This window comes from Rubrilithobacter danxiaensis (genome assembly GCF_047272945.1).
Taxonomy (GTDB): domain Bacteria; phylum Bacteroidota; class Bacteroidia; order Sphingobacteriales; family Sphingobacteriaceae; genus Rubrolithibacter; species Rubrolithibacter danxiaensis.
The window spans coordinates 1-20,098 of record NZ_JBKOPS010000018.1; the positions used below are offsets into that span (position 1 = coordinate 1).

General features: G+C 37.1%; 19 protein-coding genes. 6 read left to right on the top strand and 13 right to left on the bottom strand.

The annotated features are described in order from the left end of the window. Window positions 1–7: 7 nt before the first annotated feature. The 8 genes from ACLCDL_RS16920 to ACLCDL_RS16955 form a co-directional block, all read right to left on the bottom strand. Window positions 8–397 carry a DUF1573 domain-containing protein gene (locus tag ACLCDL_RS16920; RefSeq protein ID WP_423149596.1) on the bottom strand — a complete coding sequence of 130 codons (390 nt, stop codon included), beginning with the start codon at window positions 395–397 and terminating at the stop codon, window positions 8–10. 73 nt (window positions 398–470) lie between these two features. Continuing rightward, entirely contained in the window at window positions 471–992 is a 522-nt protein-coding gene (locus tag ACLCDL_RS16925) for a UpxY family transcription antiterminator (protein ID WP_423149597.1), read from the bottom strand. A 311-nt stretch (window positions 993–1,303) separates the two neighbouring features. Further along, the gene (locus ACLCDL_RS16930; RefSeq protein ID WP_423149598.1) at window positions 1,304–3,619 is read right to left on the bottom strand and encodes a GumC family protein; all 2,316 of its coding nucleotides are present in this window, start codon (window positions 3,617–3,619) and stop codon (window positions 1,304–1,306) included. 22 nt (window positions 3,620–3,641) lie between these two features. Then, window positions 3,642–4,415, bottom strand: coding sequence for a polysaccharide biosynthesis/export family protein (locus tag ACLCDL_RS16935; protein WP_423149599.1), 774 nt, complete (start codon window positions 4,413–4,415; stop codon window positions 3,642–3,644). A gap of 431 nt (window positions 4,416–4,846) precedes the next feature. Then, window positions 4,847–6,727 (bottom strand): right-handed parallel beta-helix repeat-containing protein, encoded by a 1,881-nt coding sequence (locus tag ACLCDL_RS16940; protein ID WP_423149600.1) that lies wholly within the window; start codon window positions 6,725–6,727, stop codon window positions 4,847–4,849. Window positions 6,728–6,876: 149 nt separating this feature from the next. Continuing rightward, entirely contained in the window at window positions 6,877–7,776 is a 900-nt protein-coding gene (gene hemF, locus ACLCDL_RS16945; protein ID WP_423149601.1) for an oxygen-dependent coproporphyrinogen oxidase, read from the bottom strand. Window positions 7,777–7,819: 43 nt separating this feature from the next. Further along, window positions 7,820–9,076 carry an MFS transporter gene (locus ACLCDL_RS16950; protein ID WP_423149602.1) on the bottom strand — a complete coding sequence of 419 codons (1,257 nt, stop codon included), beginning with the start codon at window positions 9,074–9,076 and terminating at the stop codon, window positions 7,820–7,822. Window positions 9,077–9,192: 116 nt separating this feature from the next. Beyond that, on the bottom strand, window positions 9,193–9,594 hold the full coding sequence (locus ACLCDL_RS16955) for a hypothetical protein (RefSeq protein ID WP_423149603.1): 402 nt from the start codon (window positions 9,592–9,594) through the stop codon (window positions 9,193–9,195). A gap of 123 nt (window positions 9,595–9,717) precedes the next feature. Here ACLCDL_RS16955 and ACLCDL_RS16960 point away from each other — a divergent pair, with 123 nt between their 5' ends. Genes ACLCDL_RS16960 through ACLCDL_RS16970 form a run of 3 tightly spaced genes read left to right on the top strand, consistent with a single transcriptional unit; the run spans window position 9,718 to window position 12,263 of the window. Next, complete coding sequence (locus ACLCDL_RS16960) at window positions 9,718–10,176, top strand: DUF4442 domain-containing protein (protein ID WP_423149604.1); 459 nt, start codon at window positions 9,718–9,720, stop codon at window positions 10,174–10,176. A gap of 39 nt (window positions 10,177–10,215) precedes the next feature. Continuing rightward, complete coding sequence (locus ACLCDL_RS16965; RefSeq protein WP_423149605.1) at window positions 10,216–10,857, top strand: AlbA family DNA-binding domain-containing protein; 642 nt, start codon at window positions 10,216–10,218, stop codon at window positions 10,855–10,857. 35 nt (window positions 10,858–10,892) lie between these two features. After that, window positions 10,893–12,263 carry an MATE family efflux transporter gene (locus ACLCDL_RS16970; protein ID WP_423149606.1) on the top strand — a complete coding sequence of 457 codons (1,371 nt, stop codon included), beginning with the start codon at window positions 10,893–10,895 and terminating at the stop codon, window positions 12,261–12,263. A 54-nt stretch (window positions 12,264–12,317) separates the two neighbouring features. Here ACLCDL_RS16970 and ACLCDL_RS16975 read toward each other — a convergent pair whose 3' ends face one another. The 5 genes from ACLCDL_RS16975 to ACLCDL_RS16995 form a co-directional block, all read right to left on the bottom strand. Further along, window positions 12,318–12,785 (bottom strand): hypothetical protein, encoded by a 468-nt coding sequence (locus tag ACLCDL_RS16975; RefSeq protein ID WP_423149607.1) that lies wholly within the window; start codon window positions 12,783–12,785, stop codon window positions 12,318–12,320. Window positions 12,786–12,901: 116 nt separating this feature from the next. Further along, entirely contained in the window at window positions 12,902–13,804 is a 903-nt protein-coding gene (locus ACLCDL_RS16980) for a histone deacetylase family protein (RefSeq protein WP_423149608.1), read from the bottom strand. 58 nt (window positions 13,805–13,862) lie between these two features. Further along, window positions 13,863–14,354 (bottom strand): pyridoxamine 5'-phosphate oxidase family protein, encoded by a 492-nt coding sequence (locus tag ACLCDL_RS16985; protein WP_423149609.1) that lies wholly within the window; start codon window positions 14,352–14,354, stop codon window positions 13,863–13,865. A gap of 70 nt (window positions 14,355–14,424) precedes the next feature. Further along, the gene (locus tag ACLCDL_RS16990) at window positions 14,425–15,030 is read right to left on the bottom strand and encodes a DNA-3-methyladenine glycosylase (protein ID WP_423149610.1); all 606 of its coding nucleotides are present in this window, start codon (window positions 15,028–15,030) and stop codon (window positions 14,425–14,427) included. 14 nt (window positions 15,031–15,044) lie between these two features. Next, window positions 15,045–15,518, bottom strand: coding sequence for a GAF domain-containing protein (locus ACLCDL_RS16995; protein ID WP_423149611.1), 474 nt, complete (start codon window positions 15,516–15,518; stop codon window positions 15,045–15,047). A gap of 243 nt (window positions 15,519–15,761) precedes the next feature. On the opposite strand from ACLCDL_RS16995, the gene ACLCDL_RS17000 reads away from it, so the two are divergent. From ACLCDL_RS17000 to ACLCDL_RS17010, 3 genes are read left to right on the top strand one after another with little or no spacing between them, the layout of a single operon-like run. Next, window positions 15,762–16,940: an acetyl-CoA C-acyltransferase gene (locus ACLCDL_RS17000; protein WP_423149612.1), complete on the top strand. Its 1,179-nt coding sequence runs from the start codon at window positions 15,762–15,764 to the stop codon at window positions 16,938–16,940. A 1-nt stretch (window position 16,941) separates the two neighbouring features. After that, the gene (locus ACLCDL_RS17005; protein WP_423149613.1) at window positions 16,942–17,862 is read left to right on the top strand and encodes a hypothetical protein; all 921 of its coding nucleotides are present in this window, start codon (window positions 16,942–16,944) and stop codon (window positions 17,860–17,862) included. A 34-nt stretch (window positions 17,863–17,896) separates the two neighbouring features. After that, entirely contained in the window at window positions 17,897–20,071 is a 2,175-nt protein-coding gene (locus ACLCDL_RS17010; protein ID WP_423149614.1) for a S9 family peptidase, read from the top strand. Window positions 20,072–20,098 lie beyond the last annotated feature (27 nt).

The following is a 20,098-nucleotide window of genomic DNA, read 5'->3' on the forward strand; positions in this document are numbered from 1 at the left end:
TGTCCTTTTAAATAAGACTTATGTTTAAGAAATTTTCTGACTTCATATTCTCTCGCCCATAATAAAGTACTTTCAAATTTGCTTCAAAAGGTCCTATTAACTCTCCATTGTAAGATACTTTCATTAATCCAAATTTTCCTGGTGGAATAGGCTTTTTGGTCCAAGCAGGCACCGTACAATAAATTGACGAACCAATAGTTCTAATCCGAATACTTTTATCTGTATTATTGTAGATTCTAAAGATTTTAGCAACTGGAACATCTTTAGATATAATTCCAAAATCATAAAAAACAGTTGTAGAAGTATCACAACTAGACTTTTGTTGAATTGATGCAATTTGTTCAATATCAACTTTACTTAGCAAGAGAATTCCCACTAAAGACAATATTTTAATCATAGTAGTAGATATAACTTTGAAAAGAAGAATTAGAAAAGAAAATTATAATTACCTAATCTATTTTATAACTCATCTATATGCTTCCTATATTTTCAAAATTTACTTTGGTTGTTAATGCACAATCCAAATGTTCAATTACCATCAGGATTTTTTTCCCTTCAATTTTTACAACTTCCCCTAACTGGTCTGAAAACACGCCTTCTTTTATTTTTACTCTATCACCTATTTTTATATTTTGAATGCTGGTAGTTTCCAGATCAGGATATAAGTTTAAATATTTTTGAATATCATCAATTACATTTTCCCTCACTACTGCAGGTTTGCCGCAGTAATATATAAAATTGATTACTCCTAACGTTTCTCTAACAGATAGTTCCTCCTTGTGATTGACCTTAACAAAAATATAAGAGTTAAAAAGTGGAAACTCTACTGTTTTTTTCCTATCAGCCCATTGTCGTTCCTTCTTCACTGTAGGACAGAAAGACTGAATGCCTTTTTCATGCAACAATTGGTCAACTTTCTTTTCCCATTTAGACCTGGTGTAGATCACACGCCAGTTTTTTATTTTCGGGTTACTATAAACTATATTATCCATTCAGATATAATTTAAATTCTTTTTTATACAGCTTCGCCACTCCACTTACAGTAGCTTTTTAAAACGTATTATAAAACATCCAGCGCACTTATAGCTTCGCCACTCCACTTACAGTAGCACTCTTCACCGTCAATCAACCTGCACTTATAAATAAACTTGATACTCCTTTTTAATAAAATGTTGTATCAGGTTCTCGCTTACATTTAATTTTTGATGTAACTTCCCTGCATCACTAATAATTCAGTGATAAGTAGAAATTATAATCATCCGGCTAGATAGAGATCAGGTAGAGATCTCCTCTCTTTTAAAACTTACCCGATCAGTTTAAGTCTCTTACTATTATTACTGTTCCCGTATCCATACTCATAACCATAGCCCTTATAATTATTTATTTCTGCATCATTAAGCACCAGCATTGGGTTCTTTAAACGCTCAGAAATATCTTCAAGAATATTGAGTTGTGTTTTCAACGTATAATTATATCTTACAAGAAATATACTTGTATCACTGTATGGAACTAATGAATAAGCATCAGCAACTTGCCCTATAGGAGATGTATCAAGAATAATGTAATCAAACTCTTTTTTAAGAGCACTTATAAGTTCCCCGATTTTGTCATTCAGCAATAGTTCGCTTGGAGATGAAAAAACACTTCCTGCTCCTATCATAAACAAGTTATTGAACTCGGTAGATGGCCTCAGTAAATCATTAACAGAAACTCCTGATTCTGTTAGATAATTAACTATTCCTTTAGTGTATTTTACACCTAACCCTTCCAGTAATTTGGGGTTTCTAAGGTCAAATTCAATAAGGACAACCTTTTTCCCGGCTAAAGCAAGCGTAGATCCCAGGTTGGAACTAAAAAAAGTTTTTCCTTCGCCACTCATGCTTGAGGTTACTAATATTACTTTATTATCAATATTGGATGTATAAAATAGAAGATTAGTTCGAATGAGCCTGAAAAGTTCAGAAATAGTAGTTCTGCTATCCTGTTTAATTACCAGATTTCCTTTAATATCACTGTGACTAAGTTCACCAAGAATTCTTAAATTACTTATTGAGGATACATCCTGAATAGTTTGTACTCTGTTATTCAACAAATCTTTAGTATAAATACCCGCCACAGGAAATCCAATTCCCAAAATAAATGCACACAGATAAACGAGCTGCTTTTTAGGTGAAACAGGAATAGGATTAAAGTTAACATTATCAATGACCCTGAAATTAGAAACTGTTGCAGCAAGAGCCAAAGCAGTTTCTTCTCTTTTTTGTAAAAGGTATAAATACTGCCCCTGTTTAACACTTTGCTGTCTTTGAATTTGCTGCAATTCTCTTTCTACAGATGGGACGCTTTTTATCTTTGATTCAAATTCAGAAGAGTTTGATTTGTAACTGTTTCTTGTTATTGTCAAGCCTCTTTTAATATTATTTAAACTTTCAATAATATTTCTTCTTATACCGGCCAATTGCTCATCAATATTTATTACAACGGGATTATCAGATTGTGCTGTACGCAATAAACGTTGTTTTTCCAGTTGAAGTTCGTTAAACTTCCCTATAAGGCTTGTTAAAGTAGCATCTTCAATTCCCAATGAGCTTGGAACAAGACCCAATTTATTTGCAGGCTGTTTCACATAACGTTCTATAGATTCCAGGACACTTAACTGAACCTCGGCGTTACCAAGTTGCTGGTTATATTGCCCGGATTGATCTAAATAAGCTTTGGCATCTGAAGCAACATCCGTGAGATTATTTTGCTGTTTTAATTGCTCTACCCCTTTTTCAACTTCAGAAAGATCACTTGTTAGATACTTTAGTCGATCGTCAATAAACTTAATAGTGTTAACGGCAATTTTATTTTTATCTTCTAAATCTTCTTTGTTTGCAACCTCAATAAGTTTATTTAAAATATCTACTCCTTTCTTAGGTACTGAAGTATTGTATTTTATGGTAACTACATCTGCTTTTTCACTCGCTGAAGCAATTGAAAGATTATTTAAACATTGTTGCGCCAATATTGCGAGATTTTTAAACTTAACTTTTATGGGCGATGGTGTAACAGTAAAATTAGAAGTAGGTTCTACAGAAAAAACCCCATAACTCCTATGTACTTTTTGTCCAAACTTGTAAGTTGTCAATCCTCCATCGTCACTTAAATCAAAGGTTTCCTTATCCCTGATTTTTATAGTTGGCTCTTTTTCATAGGCTGTAGGGTCAAGGCTATTTATAACAACATGAATAGGAAGAGATTTACCATATAACTCTGTTTCGCGGAAAGAGCCATCAACAAAATAACTTGTTTCTAACGAAAGCTCTTTAATGACCCGCTCTAATAAAGTAATAGATTTTAATTCTTGGATTTTATTATCAACACTTTGTGAAGTCTTAACTAATTCCAAATCACCGTATGATGTAGTTTCTGATTTTGAAGATTTTGAATCTTCAGCCTTTATAAGTAATGAACTACTTACTTCGTACATCGGTGTAGCATAACGTAAGTATAAAAACGCTACAATTAAACTCAAAATTATACCTGCAACTATCCAATACCAGTATTTTAAATATTTATTTAATACCTCCTGAAAATTATCCTGATGTATTGCAGACGATGAATTTTTATCTGACATGTTATTAAACTGTTATAGTAGATTAATTTATTACCAATCTCGATATTACTAATGTTGCAACTGAAGTTAACCCTACAATTACCGAAATAAATCTATTAGAATTAGTCGCCTGATCAGCTCTGGCCTTTACAGGTTCTACATACACTACATCATTTTGCTGTAAATAGAAATATGGAGAATTTATGATATCCTTATTATTTAGATTTAAACGAGCCATTACTCTTCTTCCTTCTTTTTCACGTATAAGAAGAACATTTTCCCGTTTCCCAAATGGAGTCATATCACCTGCCATTCCTAATGCTTCGAGTAAATTTATTTTCTCATCTGATACTGTAAATGAGGATGGACGGGCTACTTCTCCGATAACAGTAACTTTAAAGTTTGCTAAACGTAAATTTACAATTGGGTCTTTTACATATTTCAAAAGTTCTTTAGTCATTTTTTCTCTCGCTTGCTCATTTGTTAAATCTGCAAGTTTAATTCGGCCAGCTATAGGAAAATTTATATATCCATCTTTATCTACTAAATATCCGACCGTGTTTGATTCTTGCCTATTTAAATTAGCGGTAGGGCCATTGAAAATAGCGTTAGATTCCGCATTTAAGCTACTTACCCGAATATTTAATATATCTCCTGATTGAATTTTTGGTTCTGTAAGATTTAAAATATTTGATGTATATGTACTTTGCTGGGGCAAGTCATTAAAATATACAAGATTTCTTCTACTACATGAACTGAATGCAAGAAAGCCAAAAAGGATAATAATGAGACCTGGTAGATGTTTTTTATTACTCATATTTTTTTTATTACTGCACTATAAACAATCAAACTCAAAAAAGTTTTCACAGAGTGAGAAAAAATTTAAAAAAACTCATTTACTTTAACTCTTGCACAAAGGTAGGAAGCCTCGGGTTAACTTAATATTAAGGGAAAGACTTGTATAATGAAGAGTGAAATAAGAGAAAAAAGTGAGAAAAAACAAAGGAAGTCTTCTCGAATAGAAGGCTTCCTTTCTCGTTTCAAATAAAAGCTATTTAAATGTAATGATTGTAATGATTATTTAAGATTCACGCTTTACCCTTATTTAGCGGCATATGGTAAAAAATCCGTTTAACCTTATTTTCTAAAATACACTTTTTCTATTTATAATATCCTTCGTTCATTTATGTATTAGCATAAATGAACGTCCTAATTTTTTTTAAGATAGTCCATTATGTCTTCATGAATTTATAAAGCAAGAATATATGGAATACTAACACTTTTCAAACCATATTTTAATTGTTTTTCTATGCTGGTGTATTTATATACTGCAGTTCCAGGAGCAGGTGCAATTTGGGGCCTTGTGATGTATACTTTTAATTCCGGATCCGTTTGAGACATCCATAAAGGACAACTTGTACTTAAGTTCCATTTTGGATCTATTGTTTTTATTACTCCAGCCAAATGGCCTCCGGTACTTTTCATTAAATTTGACACTTTAAAAGCATAAAAGGAACCAATATCAGTATGTTTAGTAATGGTAATGTCTATTTCTTTATTTGATGAACCATACAACTTGTCTATAGTAAGTTGTATTCCATGTCCTTCATTATATTCAGTAAGAGGACTAATAATATTAATATTTTTTAATTCCTCTGTAGAATTATTAGGTTCAAGATTGATACCGCAAGCAGGACGAGTTCCATTAGTATAACCGGCATACATTCTGTCTAATGTTAATCCATCAGCCGCAATTACAGAGATACCGTCTCTTCTGTTATTTCTCAAATAAGCATTGGTAATTACTATCGCTTTGCTAACTATTGAATTTTTCCCAATATATATTCCGTCTCCCCAACAATCAAATACACGTGCATTAGCTATACTAACATTTGTTGAAGAATAAATACCAATGCCATTTCCCCATTCACCTGTTGTTCCTAAATGTTTGTTCCTGTCTCCTATAATCTTAGGACCAATAAGTTGCACATTAGAAACTCTATCAATCTTAATTATGTTATATGAAGACTTGGAACTCGGTTTTAATCTCAATTCTGAACCTTCCAGAAAGGTAATCTTTCTGTTAGACGGAATTATGAGGCCCTTATCATTAATTAAAATGGGAAATCCAGGAAATTTCAACTCACTATATTTATTAATAGCGGATTGTATATATGTTGTATAATCTACTGAACCATCCTTAACAAATCCTTTTGGAAGATCATCCTGAATATTATGAGCAATAAAAGGACTGGGCGGAGGAGTTATAACAACAGGAACTGAAGGAGCTGGATTTACAGGTGTTGTTGGGGTTACAGGTGAAGGAGTAGTATTTACCTCTGCAGGAGTTTGGGTAGCTGGTGCAGGAGTTAAAACTACTGGTTTTTCGGGCGCAGGTGGTGCTGCAGGTAGTTGATTTGAAGGAATTTCGGTAGCAGGTGAAGGCGCCTTGGTAACTGGTGCAGTAGCCTCAGGTGTTTTGGTTGCAGGTGCTGGTGTTGATACCACAGGTTTCTCGGTTAAAGGAGATGTAGTTACTGGCGCAGTCTCTGGTGTTTTCGTAGGTGCAGGAGTTAATACAACTGGTTTTTCGGGCGCAGGTGGAGCTGCAGGTAGTTGATTTGAAGGAATTTCGGTAGCAGATGAAGGAGATTTGGTTACTGGTGCAGAAATTTCAGGTGTTTCGGTTGAAGGAGGCGTAGTTACTGGTGTAGAAGTTTCGGGTGTTTTCGTAGGTGCAGGAGTTAAAACTACTGGCTTTTCGGGCGCAGGTGGTGCTGTTGGTAGTTGATTTGAAGGAATTTCAGGTACTGTTTCCGGGGGTGTATTATTTGTTTCTAACTGCGGGTTAGTATCTATTTCCCCTGATGAGGGTACATTTATCGAATCTACCGGAACAGCTATTACTGAATCTATATCCGGAACTTTTATTGAATCTATAATTATTATTAAACTGTCGGGTTTTAAGTTTGTGCTGTCAGCTTGAACAATAGAAGTGTCAGGTAAAAAACTATTGTTTGGCGAATCAAGAACAGGATCATCTTTATCACAACTTAAAAAGAAAGCAAAAAGAAAAAGGAGAAAAAATAAGGGCAGATCATGAATGCGTAACTTGTTTTTAATCTTCATAATTTTTTTATGAGATTCTTACGCAACAGATTTACAATAAGTTACTAAAATTTCTTACAAGATTTTATACTTTCACACATAACAAAAAGCTTTCTTAACAGAAGAATAAGTCTGAACTTCAATAAAATTTAACTATTAAACTCTTCTGATTACCTAACCCAATCTATATCCTTTTTTAATAATTGTAACGTTTTTTCTTCTTCACTACCCGGCTCTGGTTTGTAATCATAAACCCAGTTGGCTTGGGGAGGCAGACTCATTAAAATAGATTCGATACGACCATTTGTTTCCAAGCCAAATTTGGTTCCGGCATCGTAAACAAGGTTAAACTCTACATAACGGCTGCGCCGCTGGTATTGCCAGTCCTTGTGCAATTTGTCAAATTCTTTTCCTTTATTCCTATTAATCAGCTCAGCATAAATCGGAACAAATGAACGGCCAACTGCTTTGGAAAACTCCAATATTTCCTCCCACCCTATTTTAGCAGAAGCAGGATTTAACCGGTCGTAAAAGATACCGCCTATTCCACGGGTTTCGTTTCTGTGTTTTATAAAAAAGTAATTATCTGCCCAGGATTTAAATTTCGGATAAAAGTCTGCCGAGTACCGGTCGCATACATTTTTAATATAAGTATGAAAGAATTTCGCATCTTCTTCTATAATATAATGAGGTGTTACATCAATACCCCCGCCAAACCATCGCAATTCATCATTCATCTCAAAATACCGGATGTTCATATGAATAATGGGAATAAAAGGATGGTTGGGATGAATTACAATCGAAACGCCTGTGGCAAAAAATTCATCATCAGTTACATTAAACGAATGCTTAATTTGCTGAGGCAGCTTTCCGTGAACTGCTGAAAAGTTAACCCCTCCTTTTTCAATTATCGATCCGTTCTGCAGCACACGGCTTCTTCCTCCTCCGCCTCCTTCCCGATCCCACAATTCCTCCTGAAACTTACCGGTGCCGTCTGCCTGTTCCAAACCGGTGCAAATCTCATCCTGAATCTGGCGGTACTCCGCTGCAATTTGTTCTTTACTGATCATGCTGCAAAAATGAAATAATCTTTGTTAAAGATCGCATCCTTAGTTAAGAAAGTACATTATACTGACCTGTACTTTCTTCTTCTACGTAATTCAAATCTTTGCTGAAACTTTCCTTTAACCTGCTTAATGAAAACAAAGCAACAGCACTCAACAGAAATATCATGATATACCCTGCAGTGAGTATGCCAAAACCTTTAACAAAAAGCTCGAACAAAAAAGTGATGGGGATTAAAGAACCTCTTACAAAATTAGGGACTGTAGTAGTTACCGTAGAGCGGATGTTGGTACCAAACTGCTCTGAAGCTATTGTGACAAAATTAGCCCAATAACCTACTGAAAATCCCATAAATAAACAAAGCCAGGTGAATTTCTCTTCGCTGATCCCCTGCGAACTCAGATAAAGGATTACGCTAAAAATTGATAATACCTGAAAAATCAGCATGGTTAAACGGCGTGATTTGGTCAACTGTGCAAGCAAACCCGCAAAAACATCGCCAATGGCAATTCCCAGGTAAGTGAAAAGTATTCCGGTTCCTGCATTTAATGGTTCTGTAGCGTTTAAAGCCTTACCAAATTCAGGTGACTGTGTAACCAATATACCCACTACATACCACAATGGTACTCCTATTAGTATGCAATGTAAATATTTAACAAATCGTTTTCTGTCGGTAAAAAGCAGGCTGATATTTCCTCTTGATACTTTAGTACCTGCCATCTCCTTAAACATTCCTGACTCAAAAGTGCCAATTCGCATCAATAAAAGCACAAAGCCCATTCCTCCTCCAACAAAATAAGCTGTTTGCCAGGAAAATTCTTTAGCTACTGTTGCTGCTGCGGCAGCACCAAAAAGTCCAACTCCTGCAACTATCATCGTTCCGTAGCCTCGCTTTTCCGTACTCATGCTTTCACTCACTAAGGTTATTCCTGCACCCAGTTCACCGGCAAGGCCAATACCGGCAACAAAACGAATGATCGCATATGCATTTATATCGGTAACCAATCCGTTTAAACAATTAGCGACGGAGTATACAAGAATAGATCCGAAAAGAACTTTTACCCTGCCAAATTTATCGCCGATTACTCCCCATAAAATGCCGCCTAAAAGCAATCCCGCCATTTGCATATTTAATACATACTCTCCGTCTACACGCATCTCCGATTCAGGAACCCCGATATCTCTAAAACTTTGAATACGTACCACAGAAAAAAGCACAAGATCGTAGATATCAACAAAATAGCCGAGTGCAGCTACAATAACCAGTAAGGTGAGATTTTTTCGGGAAGAAGCATTTGCGTTCATGCAGTAATTTTTAACTGCTGAAACTACAAATAAAAAAAGATTAAGTGCAAGATGAGATATTAAGATTTCCGTTCGATTTTTTAAACGGAAATCTTCGTGGAGCTTTTTATGGAAAACTACCTGGGGCTTGCTGGAGTTCCTCCTGTAGCACTGCCCCCTTCAGATCCCGCAGATCCAGTACCTGAATTATTGCTTTCGGTAGCGCCCGATCCGGAACTATTGCTGCCGGTGCCGCCATCTGTAGAACCACTGGTTCCTGTGCCGCCAGTGCCACTACCTGTTCCTGCACCTCCGGCTCCGGTGCCGGTTCCAGTACCACCCGTTCCGGTACCAATTGAATCAGTTCCAGTACCGGTTCCGTCAACACCTGTACCCATTGTTGTGTCCGTCGTCATTCCGGTATCAGTCGTCATACTCGAATCAGAACTTTCACTGGAATTGTTGTTGGAATTACAAGCGCCTAAAGCAAAGGTTAAACAGGCTGCCGTAAAAACGATTTTCAAAGTGCTCTTTTTCATAAAAATATGTTTAAATAGATAAGATGTACTTTTCTAACCCCCCCTATTTTGATTTGTTTAGTAAAGTTTAAAGTATCCTTGTAAAAAGATTTTTTTCTTGATACAACTTTCTGATATTCGTTTATGATGATTTCCGAAAGGATTTTAAAATGGGGAATGCGATTTTATCCTCCCTTATTTTTTCAACGGATATGGGTACAGACAATCGAAAAGAACTTCACAGGAGTTCGCGTAAAAATTATAAAGAGCCTCTTTAATATTAACTACAACAAATCGATTTTCGGTGGTACAATTTTCAGTGCTACAGATCCTTTTTATCCGGTCTGTTTTTATCAGATCTTAACAAAAAAAGGCTATAAGGTACTCCTTTGGACAAAAAGTTCTGAAATTAATTTCATTAAGCCCGGCAACTCCAGTTTATATTTTTCTATCAGTATTACAGAAACGGAAATAAATGAAGTTTGTAAAGAGCTTGAAGAATCAGGAAAATTTATAAAATCTTATTCCATCGAAATTGTTAACTCAAAGAAAGAGCTTTGCGCTTCAGTAATGAACGAAGTTTACATTCGTAAACTGCTGTAACTTTCTCTTGTAAAGAGATACTAATTTTAGCACGACAAAATGAATCTTTTAAAACCTTACAATATCAGACAACTTATTTTTGAAGGAGAAGGTGTAAACCTCGATTTTAAGAAAACCATTACCTCGTGCGAAAAAATTGCCAAAACACTGGTGGCCTTTGCAAATAATAAAGGTGGCCGCTTATTGGTAGGTGTTGCCGACGACGGAACTATAAAAGGCGTAAAATCTGAAGATGAAGAAAAATTTATGCTCACAAAGGCAGCGCATTTCTTTTGTAAACCTGCAATAGAGCCTCTTTTTCAGGAAGTGTATATGGATGATAAAATTGTTCTGGTGGCAGAAATAAAAGAAAGCGACTTAAAACCGCACTATTCCTTAGGGGAAGATAAAAAATGGTGGGTGTATATACGGGTTAAAGACAAAAGTTTGCTTGCCAGTAAGATTGTAGTTGATGTATTAAAAGGCAGCAACAAAGAAGAAGGGGTATTTATTGAATATTCATCTAAAGAAAAGGCACTGCTTGAATACCTGGAAATAAACGAACGAATAACGGCACGTGAATACAGTAAAATGCTTAATCTTTCAAGAAGACGGGCACAGAAAATTCTTGTAAATCTGGTACTATCAGGAGTTATAAGGCTTCATACCACAGAAAAAGAGGAATTTTATACAGCTTCCTGATTTAGACCCGAACGAACACATCTTATATTCTATTTGTGAAACAGCTCTACATCAAATACAAAAATCATTATACCAGCAATTTAAAACTTGCCGTTCCGGTAATGATCTCTCAGCTTGGACACACCTTAGTACATACCGCAGACAGTATTGTTGTAGGGCATTTTGCCGGCACCATTCCTCTTGCAGCTGTTTCGCTTGTAAATAGTGTTTTTACCATTGTAATGATGATCGGTATAGGAATAGCTTATGGCCTTACACCCCTTATTGCACAATCGAACGGGCGAAATGAAAGTAAAGAATGCGGCGTACTACTGTTAAACAGCCTGATTATAAATCTTGTTGTTGCCGCACTTTTATTCCTTCTTATCTACTTTGGCCTTTTGTTATTTATTGACCATCTGGACCAAGCTCCTGAAGTAGTAGTGCAGGCCAAACCATATCTCGGACTTCTGAGCCTTTCGCTGATCCCATTAATGATCTTCAATACCTTTAAGCAATTTGCTGAAGGTTTAGGATTCACTAAACAAGCCATGAGGATTTCCATAATCGGCAATATCCTTAACATTTGCCTGGGTATTATTTTCGTAAAAGGAATGTTCGGAATACAACCGATGGGAGTAAGAGGTGTGGGTTTAAGCACATTGATTGACCGGACATTAATGGCAGTAGTAATGTCTTTTTATGTATTTAAGTCAGAAAAGTTTAAAAACTACCTCCGGGGTTTTAAATTGAGCAGCGTCAACAAACTAAAATCGATGGGAATTTTAAAAATCGGAGCTCCGGTTGCTTTACAATATACTTTTGAGATCAGTGCCTTTAGCGGCGCTGCAATTTTAATGGGAACCATCGGACCGGTACCGCAGGCAGCCCACCAGGTGGCTATTGCTATGGCTTCTATGACCTATATGATGGCTAGCGGAATTTCTGCAGCTGCCACAATTCAAACCGGCCATAACTTCGGTAGAGAAGATTATGCAGAACTGCGAAAATCTGCAATTTCAAATTATCATATTGTGCTGGCGTTTATGAGTGTTACAGCTATTATTTTTATAGCCTTAAATTCATATCTACCGTGGATATACACTTCCGACAGGGCCGTTATTTCCATTGCTTCACACCTGTTAATTATAGCAGGAATTTTTCAATTATTTGATGGCGCACAGGTAGTAGGTCTTGGAATTTTACGGGGGATTGGCGATGTGAATATACCTACATTTATTACTTTCCTCGCTTATTGGGTTGTGGGAATACCCATTGCGTATATTTTAGGAATTATACTTAAGGCCGGGCCGGTGGGTATTTGGTTTGGACTAACTTTTGGCCTGTTGGTTTCGGCGGGATTGCTTTTTATACGCTTCCATCGTTTGTCAAAATCAATGGAAAGAAGCGGCCGATATAGTCAATAAAATAAAAGGCCGAACCATTTTTGATTCAGCCTTTTATTACGTTACCGTATAAAATTAATGGCCCGAATTGCCATTGCCAGACCCTGAGCCGGTACCGGTTCCCGAACCTGTTCCGCTTCCGGTACTTGTTCCTGAATTAGTTCCATTACCGGTTGTTCCGTTATCTGGTTCTTTCTTAGTACCGGTACTGTTTGTTCCGGAGCCGGAAGTATTTGATCCGGTGCCCATTGTACTTCCTGTACCACTTGTTCCTGACTGATTGGTTCCGCTACCCATGGTGCCTGTTCCATTTTCTGTAGTGCCCACTCCCGATTTCTTTTTGGTAGTTCCTATCACAGTAGTGGTGTCACTTTTGCTCCAGGTACTTTTATTCACGGTATCTGTCCTTGTACCTTGAGTAGTAGTACCGGTGGTTGATTTTTTTGCAGGATCCTGAGTAGTAGTTCCGGTTGTTTGTGCACTTGCATAATCAATTGTCACTGCCGTTAAAAGTACTGCCACTAACAAACTTAACTTTTTCATAATTGTCGTTTTTAATAGATAAATGAATTTTTATTAATCTTCTAACTAACTACAAATGGTTAACAGGTAGGTTTGTCATATTTTCAATTAATAGAATCAGGCCTTAAATTTTAAAATCAGAAATAGATATGGAAAGCTTCCCGAAAAGTATTGCAATGTGCTTCAACAATATCGTTGATGCGGGCAGAATAACCTCCGCCCATGCTTACCTGAACAGGGATATTATGTTTTTTTGCAAGCGACAAAACAAAGCGGTCTCGCTCCTTACATCCTTCTCTGCTAAGAGATAACTTTCCTAATTTATCAGTAGCAAGTACATCAACACCAGATAGGTAAAAAATAAAATCCGGTTGATGCTGCTGTATAACTACAGGTAAATGAATTTTTAGGATAGACAAATACTTTTCATCAGTGATACCATCTTCCAGCCCGATATCTAAATCTGATTTCTCTTTATGAAAAGGAAAGTTTTTTTCTCCGTGCATAGAAAAAGTAAAAACACGAAGTTCCTGTTTAAATATTTCTGCTGTTCCGTTTCCCTGATGAACATCCAGATCTATAATCAGTATTTTTTCAGCCAGTTTAGCATAGAGTAAATAATTTGCAGCTATTGCCTGATCATTCAACAAGCAAAATCCTTCTCCCCAGTTGCTGCCTGCATGGTGCGTGCCGCCTGCCACATTAAAAGCGATACCATATTTTTTTGCAAAAAAGCAGCCGTCGATAGTACCCTGGGCAATGCGAGTTTCTCTTTCAATCAATAAATCAGACAAAGGAAATCCTATACGCCTTTGTTCTTTTGGAGACAGTTTCACATCCCTTAAAGCTTCCCAGTATTCTTTATCATGAGTTAAAAGAATGTTGTCTTCATCCGGCATTCCCGGTGAAAACAAATTCTCTCTTTGAATCAACCCCTCGTGCAATAATTGCTCCGGAATCAGTTCATATTTGAGCATAGGAAAGCGATGTCCTTCTGGCAGAGGATAAATATAAACGGGATCAAACGCTATCTTCAGCATAATATCGTCTGATAAAGATGATATTATTCAGGAATACCAAAAACATGAATAGTAAAATTTACAGATTTATTTTGCCATGTTCGCCTTCATCGTATTTCTCCCCGGTAACCACCGCTTTAAGCATATTAAAAAGTGTGACCATCTTGCTTGAACTGCTGTCCCAGTATTCAGCCTGGTACGGTTTCACTTTCAACAAAACAAGTTTCGCATCTTCCAGCCCCTGGGGGAACCATGCTTTTACAGCCGGGTTCCAAAACTCCTCCATTCTGGTTTTATCATCCACCAGCTGCGCCTTACCAAGCACACTTACATAGCTATTTTTGGATGGACTTGAATATGCCAGGCAAACTTCAGGATCATCCTCCACCTGTTCTGCTTTACAGGAATATTCATTGGTAAAAAACCAGATACTACCGTCCTCATCCACTTTGGCGGTAGACATGGGACGTGCCTGCAGCTTATTTTCATATTTTGTACATAGCATAGCTATTTGTACCTCTTCAATAAGTTCCTTTAATTTTTCTAACTCAGTACTACTATTATTTTCCATTTTAATGCTTCTTTTGAAGCAAAACAGGAAGATACCCAGGATGTTTCTGTAAAGATTTTTTATCAGTTAGTCAGGCTATTCTGGGTTTGCTGACAAACTTATTACGTTTTATATAAAAGCGCCAGGGAATACTTTTGTACGGCCCTTCAAAATTCATTCCCACTCTGGGTGATCTGATAATTTGATCGGGCGTAATTTTATTTCCAACCTCCTCAATCCATACTTCTTCTCCGGATAAAGAACAACCGTTTTGTTTTTTACTTAATCCAAGCGCTTTTGCAAGTGCTCCGGGGCCCTGGCATAAACGCTCGTCGTTGTTAAAAAGAGCTCGCCTCTGCCGCATAAGTTCTACTCCAACAGCAGGTTGCATGGCTCTGATTAAGATCGCATGTGAAGTATTTTCTTTTCCTGTTACAATATTTAACATGTCGTGTATGCCATAGCAGATATACATATACACCACGCCTCCCGCAGCATACATCATTTCATTCCTGGGTGTTCTTTTATTGTTCCAGGCATGAGATCCTCTGTCTTCAGGTCCTTTATATGCTTCGGTTTCAACAATAGTACCACCTGTTAATTCACCATCTATATATGTAAATAGTTGTTTTCCCAAAAGGTCTTCAGCTATAAAAACAACATCTTCCTGCTGATAATATTCCTGCGAAAGTTTCATTAATATATAAGCGATTAAAAAATCAGTAATGAAACAATCTCTTCCAGGTATTTTTTATCTGTCTCATCAAAATCGTTAAGCTTTTCACTGTCTACGTCCAACACCGCAACAACTTCTTCGTTTACTATAATCGGTACAACTATTTCCGATTGTGAAAACGAGCTGCAGGCAATATGACCGGGAAAATCAGCTACATCCGGAACAATAAGCGTTTGTTTCTGCTGCCAGGATGTTCCGCAAACGCCCTTTCCTTTTTGTATCCGGGTACAAGCTACCGGACCCTGAAAAGGCCCCAGCACCAGTTCATTCTTCTTAACAAGATAAAAACCTACCCAGAAAAAGTTGAATTGTTCTTTCAATGCAGCGCACACATTTGCCAGATTTGCAATAACATCTTCTTCACAGGCTATCAAAGCCTGGATTTGAGGAATAATCGCGGTGTATTGCTCCTCTTTATTCCCTTTAATAATTTTCAGATCTTCTGCCATGCTTCAAAATTAGTTCGCTTTACTCATCTCTCTTTGTAACAAAAGTTATACAACTAATCCTTTGTAAACTTTTATAGTCAATTACTTAGTTTTCATAATATAGGTTTTAAATAAGGGTAGATTGGCCTTTCGGAAATAATTTTCCGAAAGGCTTTTTTTGAATCTGATTTACGATGTTTGCGTAAAACTTACATCAAATTAAGCTGTAGTAAAATAGAGATAGTATTTCAAAATACAAGCGGGATGAAAGATGTTTACATTATTTCAGCAGTAAGAACACCTATTGGAAGCTTTGGCGGAAATCTTTCTTCGCTTTCTGCCACCCAACTGGGGGCCTTTGCAATACAAGCAGCAGTAGAGCGGGCAAAAATCGCACCTAATGACGTTCAAGAAGTGTATATGGGGAACGTAATGTCTGCTAATCTTGGTCAGGCTCCAGCTACGCAGGCAGCAAAATTTGCAGGATTGCCCGATATTCCCGCAACAACCATAAATAAAGTTTGCGCATCGGGAATGAAAGCTGTAATGCTGGCAACTCAGAGTCTTGCTCTCGGGGATAATGACACAGTTATTGCCGGAGGCATGGAAAGCATGAGTAATGTTCCTTTTTATTTAGACCATGCCAGAAACGGATATAAATTAGGTAACGGACAGCTAATAGACGGACTGGTAAAAGATGGCCTCTGGGATGTGTACAATAACTTTCACATGGGTTCTGCGGCAGAACTTTGTGCTGTAGATTGTAATATCAGCCGGGAAGAACAGGATACTTATGCAATAGAATCGTACAGGCGGTCGCAGCTGGCGCAAAGAGAAGGTAAGTTCAAAAACGAAATTATTCCAATTGAAATAAAAGACCGTAAGGGCTCCCTGACGCTTATTTCAGAAGATGAAGAGCCTGCTACAGTTAAGTTTGATAAAATCCCTGTATTAAAACCTGTTTTTAAGCCTGATGGAACTGTTACCGCTGCAAATGCATCTACTCTTAATGACGGAGCTGCAGCATTGGTATTGATGAGTAAAGAAAAAGCAGAACAGTTAGGTGTAAAACCTTTAGCCCGGATCCTATCTTTTGCAGATGCACAGCAACAGCCGGAAAAATTCACCACTGCTCCTTCCAAAGCTATTCCGATTGCTCTTAAAAAGGCGGGATTAGAATCAAAGGCTATTGATTTTTTTGAAATAAACGAAGCTTTCTCGGTAGTTTCCCTTGCAAACAACAAAGCACTTAATCTTGATCCTGCAAAAGTAAATGTAAACGGAGGAGCTGTTTCTTTAGGCCATCCACTTGGTGCTTCAGGTGCCCGGATTATCGTTACACTCCTCTCGGTTTTACAACAGAATCAAGGCCGTATCGGCTGTGCTGCCATCTGTAATGGCGGTGGCGGTGCAAGTGCCATTATCATAGAGAATTTGAATTAAGATGAAAAGAACAGCATATATTATCTTCTTTCTTACCTGTATTTCACACTCAATTTTTGCCCAGCATTCAGATCCTGCAAAATTTAAGCATCAGTTACAGGTTTATGAAGACAGCCTTCGACGTATCAGTTACCAGGTTATCAATAATGAAAACGAACCGGAACGATACAACAACAATTATAAATTTATAAAAACGCTGATAAGTGCCTTAAAGGTTCCGAATTCATTTAATTATGATTTTGATTCGTTAAAAACCGTTTCTATACTTACTTCTTCCGATATGCGCTTCCGCATATTTACATGGCATGTGCTAAATAATGATGGTAGTTACCGTTATTATGGAACAATCCAAATGAATTATCCGGATGGTAAATTAAAAATGTTTCCACTGGTAGATTATACTTCAACTATAAAAGATCCGGCTGATACCGTTACTTCAAATGAAAACTGGTATGGAGCTCAGTATTACAAAATTATCCCGGTTACTTACAATGTAAAAACACCCTATTATATTTTGCTCGGCTGGAAAGGAAATTCTCCGAAAACCACTAAAAAAGTAATAGAAGCTTTGTATTTTAAAGATGATAAGGCCGTATTTGGGATGCCTGTTTTCGATGCCGGAAAAGAGAAAAAAGACAATAAACGGGTAATTTTTGAATACAGCAGACAGGTTTCCATGTTATTGAACTATCTGCCTAAAGAAGGAATGATTGTTTTTGACCACCTCGCTCCTCCTGATCCTAAAATGAAAGAAAAATTTGATATGTACGGACCGGACATGTCTTATGACGGATTAAAACTCGTTAACGGTCGCTGGAAGCTGGAGGAAGACCTTCGTTTAAAAAACCCTCCCAATAATAACGACGAAAATTTCAATGATCCCAAAAAACCTGCCAACGTAACTAAAAGAAAGCTTTATTAATACACCTCAACTTTATCTTATTTCCCTAAACTAAATGAAGAAAATTTTAATACTCCTCTTATTTGCCGGCTCTGTTTCTGCCCAAACAAAAAAAGATATCACATTAGAAGATATTTTTAAGAAAGGGCTTTTCGCCCAGCAGACAGTAAGTGGCCTGCACTCCATGAAAGACGGTAAAACCTATGTTTCGATAGAAACTGATAACAAAGGAGAAAGTTACGTAGCTAAAAACAATTACAGCGACGGGAAAACTGCAACCGTACTATTTTCTCAAAAGGATTTAAATTATAACGGCAATACCCTTCCCGTAAGTACAGATTTTGATGCAAATGAAAGCAAGGCACTCATTGCCAAAGACGAAGAAGCTATCTATCGTCATTCAACACGTGCTTCTTACTTTGTTTACGATTTAAAAACAAAAGAGATAATTGAAGTATCTGCAAACGGAAAACAAATGTATGCTACCTTCTCTCCCGATGGTTCTAAAGTTGCTTTTGTAAGAGACAATAACATTTTCATTAAAGATTTAAACACCAAAGAAGAAACTCAAATAACCACTGACGGAAAATTCAACGGGATTATAAACGGAGGATCTGATTGGGTTTATGAAGAAGAATTTTCTTTTGCAAAGGCATTTTTCTGGAGTCCAGACAGTAAAAAAATAGCTTTCTATAAATTTGACGAATCGCATGTTCCGGAATTTTCCATGACCTTATACGAGGGCCTCTATCCTACTGAATACCGATATAAATATCCCAAGGCCGGAGAAAACAATTCGGTTGTTAGTATCCATATTTACAACCTTGCTGATAAAACAACCAAAAATGTAAACGTTGGGCCCGAAAAAGATCAATACATTCCAAGAATAAGATGGACAAAAAGTCCGGCAAGCCTTTTCGTACTACGTCTCAACAGGCATCAGAATAAATTGGATTATCTGCTTGTCAATGCTAATTCAGGCGAGTCGAAAGTTATTTTAACAGAAAATGATAAGTATTATATTGATATTGAAAAAGAGCAGCTTCGTTTTTTAGATAATGGAAAGCAGTTCATCAACGTAAGCGAGCGTGATGGATTTAACCATATTTATTTATACGATCTGAGTGGGAAGATTATCAACCAGGTTACAAAAGGCAACTGGGAAGTTACTGACGTTTATGGCATAGATGAAAAAAACAACCGGATTTACTACCAGTCGGCAGAAAGTTCTCCGCTTAAAAGGGACGTGTATTCCATTTCACTTAACGGAACTAACAAAAAGAAGATCAGCACGCTGGAAGGCACAAACAACGCCGTTTTCAGTGAGGATTTCAGTTATTATATTTTAACACACAGCACCAGCAACTCTGCTTCATTAACTACACTGCATGATAAATCGGGAAAACTGATAAGAACACTGGAAGACAACGAAGCGTTAGAGCAAAGATTAAAAGCATACAATATCACCCCTACCGAATTTTTCACCTTTAAAACATCTGAAGGAATTTCGCTGAACGGGTACATGATAAAACCTCCTGCATTTAACGGATCAAAAAAGTACCCGGTTTTAATGTATGTATATGGAGGCCCGGGAAGCCAGAATGTAAGTGACAGCTGGGGCGGTACAAGAAAAGCGTGGTTCAATTATTTAGCCCAATTGGGATATATTGTAGTATGTGTTGATAACCGCGGAACAGGTTTCAGGGGTGCAGAGTTTAAGAAACTGACGTATAAACAACTGGGCAAATACGAAACTATTGATCAGATTGAAGCGGCAAAATGGCTGGCTTCGCAATCCTATGTAGATCCGTCAAGAATCGGGATCTGGGGCTGGAGTTATGGCGGCTACATGTCTTCTTTATGTATCACCAAAGGCGCCGGTGTATTTAAAGCTGCAATAGCTGTAGCTCCTGTTACTACCTGGAGATTTTATGATACCATTTATACCGAACGTTACTTGCAAACCCCACAGGAAAATCCGGAAGGATACGACCAGAACTCTCCCATTAACTTTGCTGATAAATTAAAAGGAAAGTTTCTTCTGGTTCATGGAACCGGCGACGATAATGTTCATTTTCAGAACAGCGTTATGCTTTCAGAAGCCTTAATTCAAGCAAATAAACAATTTGAACAAGCCTATTATCCAAATAAAAATCATGGAATTTACGGGGGCAACACAACCATTCATCTGTATAAAAGAATGACGGATTTTATTGTGGAGAACCTGTAAGCGATTGTAAAATATTTGCTGAAATAG